Origin of the sequence: Streptomyces sp. (assembly GCF_019510245.1) — a bacterium.
Classification (GTDB): domain Bacteria; phylum Actinomycetota; class Actinomycetes; order Streptomycetales; family Streptomycetaceae; genus Streptomyces.
Window position 1 is genome coordinate 1 of the sequence record NZ_JAEKKT010000330.1, and the last position, 3,403, is coordinate 3,403.

The window sequence follows — 3,403 nt, forward strand, 5'->3', positions numbered from 1 at the left end:
GGTGCCGTACTGGGCACCGGAGCGGCGGCCGCGGTCCTCGCGGCCGCCGGATGGCAGGGACGGGGCGGAGGCGGTTTCCGTCCCGCACGGCCGGCCGGCTGAACGAGCCTCGGCGCGGCGTTCGTCAGTCCGTTTGCTGAGAGCCGTCCTCGGTCTGCGCGGCAGCTTCGCTCGCGTCGGGTGAGGTGTAGAAGACCGAGGATCCCTGCTTGGTGCGCTGGGCCTGGTTCCTGGCCACGAGTCCCTCGAGTGTGGTGCGCACGACGGTGGTCTTGATCGTGCGCTCGGGGTACTGACGTCCGAGCTCGGTGCAGATCTCGGCCGCCGAGCGGGGTTCCCTCTGGCCGGCCAGATGCTCTCGGACGAGGTCGACGAGGGTGGCCCCCGACGGCACGGTCGATGCCTTGGCGGCTGCCTTCTTTCCGGTCTTCTTCTCGGTCTTCTTCTCGGTCTGCTTTCCGGTCTGCTTTCCGGCCCGTGCGGTGGACTTCCGGGTGCCCGTCCGCTCGTCCGGAGCGGCGGCCTTCTTACGGGGAGCGGGCACCACTGCGCCTGGTGGGGTGGATGGCGAGTCGGCTGGCGTTGGTGTGCCCAGGACCTGCTGGATGTTCAGCAGGACGGTGTGGTCCTGCCGCAAGGCGGCCAACTGACCTTGGAGTGCTTCGATTTCCCCGCTGAGGCGCTCTTGTTCCTTGAGGTTGCGTTCGAGGTCGTCGGTCACCTGGTTGCTGTACTGGGAGGTCAACTCGGTGGTACCGGGGGCGGTTTCGGACATGGGCTCGCACCTCTTCCTGGGACCGTGGCTCGCAGTGTGCGCGCCTGGGGCCTCCGCGAAATCCATGGGCGTGCTGTCTCGCCCGCATCCGCTGATGCGGTGTCAGTTCCTGTCGCACGCCGCTGTCGTAGTGATAGTACGCAGGACAACCTGTCTTGTTCTGTGCTTGTGCCGTACCGGTGGACTGTCCGGTGTGGCACGCGACCGCCGATGGCCGCGTATATCGGGCTGTGGGTGGGGCATCCGGTGGTGCGCAGAACTTTTGGCAGCACAAAGTGACGAAGGGATGTCAGGCGTGATGAAACCGTCCTTACGTACTTCTCGCTTAGCCGCTCTGGGCGCCGGCGGAGCCGTGTCGCTCGCCCTGCTGACGGGATGCGGCGACGACGCGGCAAGCGGGGCCGGCAGCGCGGATCGGTCCGCCGCACAGGGACAGCCCGAGCCCTCGCCGGCTCAGGTGGTCCAGGCGACCAACAAGAAGACCACGCAGGCGAAGTCGGCCCGCGTCAAACTCGCGACCACCGTCGCCGCGGGCGGCGACAGCGAGACGATCACCGGTTCAGGCGTGCTGGACCTGCAGGACGGCACGAGCCGTATGCGGCTGGGCCAGGGCGGGCAGCAGCTCGAACAGCGGATCGTGAACCAGGTTCTGTACCAGAAGCCCCCTGCGGCGAGCGGCCAACTGCCCGAGGGCAAGAGCTGGATGAAGGTGGACCTCAAGCGACTGAATCGCTCGCAGGGCACCGGTGGCCCCGCGATGAGCGACCCGGCGAATTCCTTCGCCTACACCAAGTCCCTGTCCGAGAAGGACGTGCGGAAGGTGGGCGACGAGACCGTGAACGGCGTGTCCACCACGCACTACCGGGTCGACCTCGACCTGTCGAAGCTGGCCGAGGGCGACTCGGCCCAGGAACGGAAGCTGCGCGCGCAGTTGGGTGACGACGTGCCCGTCGATCTCTGGATCGACGAGGACGGACTCACCCGCCGTCAGCAGATCCGGATGACCGTCAAGGACACCGCGCAGACCGGCGGGACCGGCACCTCCGCCCGCCAGGCCCAGGCGAAGGTCGTCATGGACTTCAGCGGCTTCGGCACCCAGGTCGACGTGACCGCGCCTCCGGCCGCCGACACCGTCGACATGACCGACCAGGTGTCCCGGCAGAGCGGAACGAGCTCGCAGACGAACTGACCCGCCGATCAGGCCGGCTGGTGGACGTCGATCGGGGTACACGGGGCGGCATGACACACACCGACGACACCACGGCGGCCGGGGCCGCAAGGCAACTGCGCCGCATCCGGGCCTTCTACGCGGCCGGCGTGGTCCTGTGGACGGCGTCGTCAGCCTGGACGATGGCGGATTCCCCCGGCAGCCGGCCCATGTGGACCTCCTTGCTGCTCCTGGCCGTGTTCACGGGCCTGCTGGCCATGGCCTGCCGCTGGCTGCGGCGCCTCGGGCCCACCGGCCCGGCCCGGCCCTCCCGCCACGTCGCACTCTCCGGGAGGGCCGGGCGCCACGCGATGTCCAAGCCCTGAGCACCTCGAACCGGGGTACCCGCCCGCTCGGGCGCTCGTCACGGTGCCCGGCAGAAGTGTGAGCCGCGAGACTGAGAGGTGACCCCCATGATTCCCAGGAAGTTACTCTGGGTGACCGCTGCAGGACTCGCCGGAGCCGCCGTCGCCGTGCGGAGGGCGCGGACACCCCGGTCGGCGTCGAGCAGCGCGGACCGGTGGCTGGCGGTGACGGTCAACTGCGGACCGGAGGACTTACGGGCGGACAAGCTGCCGACCCCGCTCCAGGAGTACGGCGAACGCATCGAGACCCGGATCGGCCCGGCACCCGCGGACCGCGGCACCGAGCTGGCCGTGCGGTTCAAGCAGCCGCCGTCGGATCTCGCGCGGTCCGTGCCCGCGCGGCTCGCGGGGCAGGACCCGCGCCAGGACCTGCGCCGTGCCCTGCGCGAGGCCAAGGCCCTGATGGAGGCGGGCGAGGTGCTCGTCCCCGACGAGCCGACCACCCACGACACCCCCGGCGGCAAGGTCGTCGGGCTGTTCAGCCGACGCGCAGGTGGGGAGGGCGTGCTGTGAAGGCGCTGTGCTGGGAAGGCGTGAACAAGCTCGCGGTGGAGACGGTGTCGGACCCTGTCCTGCGCAACGACCAGGACATGATCGTACGGCTGATCGCGGGCACCACCTGCGGTTCCGACCTCCATCTCATCGGCGGCTACGTCCCGTTCATGCGGTCCGGGGACGTCATCGGACACGAGTTCTTGGGCGAGGTCGTCGAGGTCGGTGACGGGGTGCGCCGGCACGCCGTGGGCGACCGGGTCGTCGTCTCCTCCTTCGTCGGCTGCGGCCGCTGCTGGTACTGCACCCACGACCTGTGGTCGCTCTGCGACAACACCAACACCAACCCCGGGATCGGCCATGCCCTCTTCGGGGCCGACACCGCGGGCATCTTCGGCTACTCGCACGCCATGGGCGGCCTGCGCGGCAGCCACGCCGAGTACGTCCGCGTGCCCTTCGGCGACTACGGAGCCTTCAAGGTCCCGGAAGGGGTGGACGACACCAGCGCGCTGTTCGTGTCCGACTCGGTGCCGACCGGCTGGATGGGCGCCGACCTCGGCGGGG

5 protein-coding genes are annotated in these 3,403 nt (G+C 69.7%); 4 read left to right on the top strand and 1 reads right to left on the bottom strand.

The features are described 5' to 3' along the window. Window positions 1-124 precede the first annotated feature (124 nt). On the bottom strand, window positions 125-775 hold the full coding sequence (locus JF597_RS50320) for a hypothetical protein (protein ID WP_294012990.1): 651 nt from the start codon (window positions 773-775) through the stop codon (window positions 125-127). A gap of 352 nt (window positions 776-1,127) precedes the next feature. Between JF597_RS50320 and JF597_RS50325 the strand changes: the two genes are divergently transcribed. The 4 genes from JF597_RS50325 to JF597_RS50340 all read left to right on the top strand — a co-directional run. After that, window positions 1,128-1,964, top strand: coding sequence for an LppX_LprAFG lipoprotein (locus JF597_RS50325; RefSeq protein WP_294012993.1), 837 nt, complete (start codon window positions 1,128-1,130; stop codon window positions 1,962-1,964). 50 nt (window positions 1,965-2,014) lie between these two features. Next, window positions 2,015-2,308 carry a hypothetical protein gene (locus tag JF597_RS50330; protein WP_294012996.1) on the top strand — a complete coding sequence of 98 codons (294 nt, stop codon included), beginning with the start codon at window positions 2,015-2,017 and terminating at the stop codon, window positions 2,306-2,308. Window positions 2,309-2,419: 111 nt separating this feature from the next. After that, complete coding sequence (locus JF597_RS50335) at window positions 2,420-2,860, top strand: hypothetical protein (RefSeq protein ID WP_294012999.1); 441 nt, start codon at window positions 2,420-2,422, stop codon at window positions 2,858-2,860. A 20-nt stretch (window positions 2,861-2,880) separates the two neighbouring features. Further along, window positions 2,881-3,403: alcohol dehydrogenase catalytic domain-containing protein (locus JF597_RS50340; RefSeq protein ID WP_294013002.1), on the top strand; the 523-nt coding region annotated here is incomplete at its 3' end.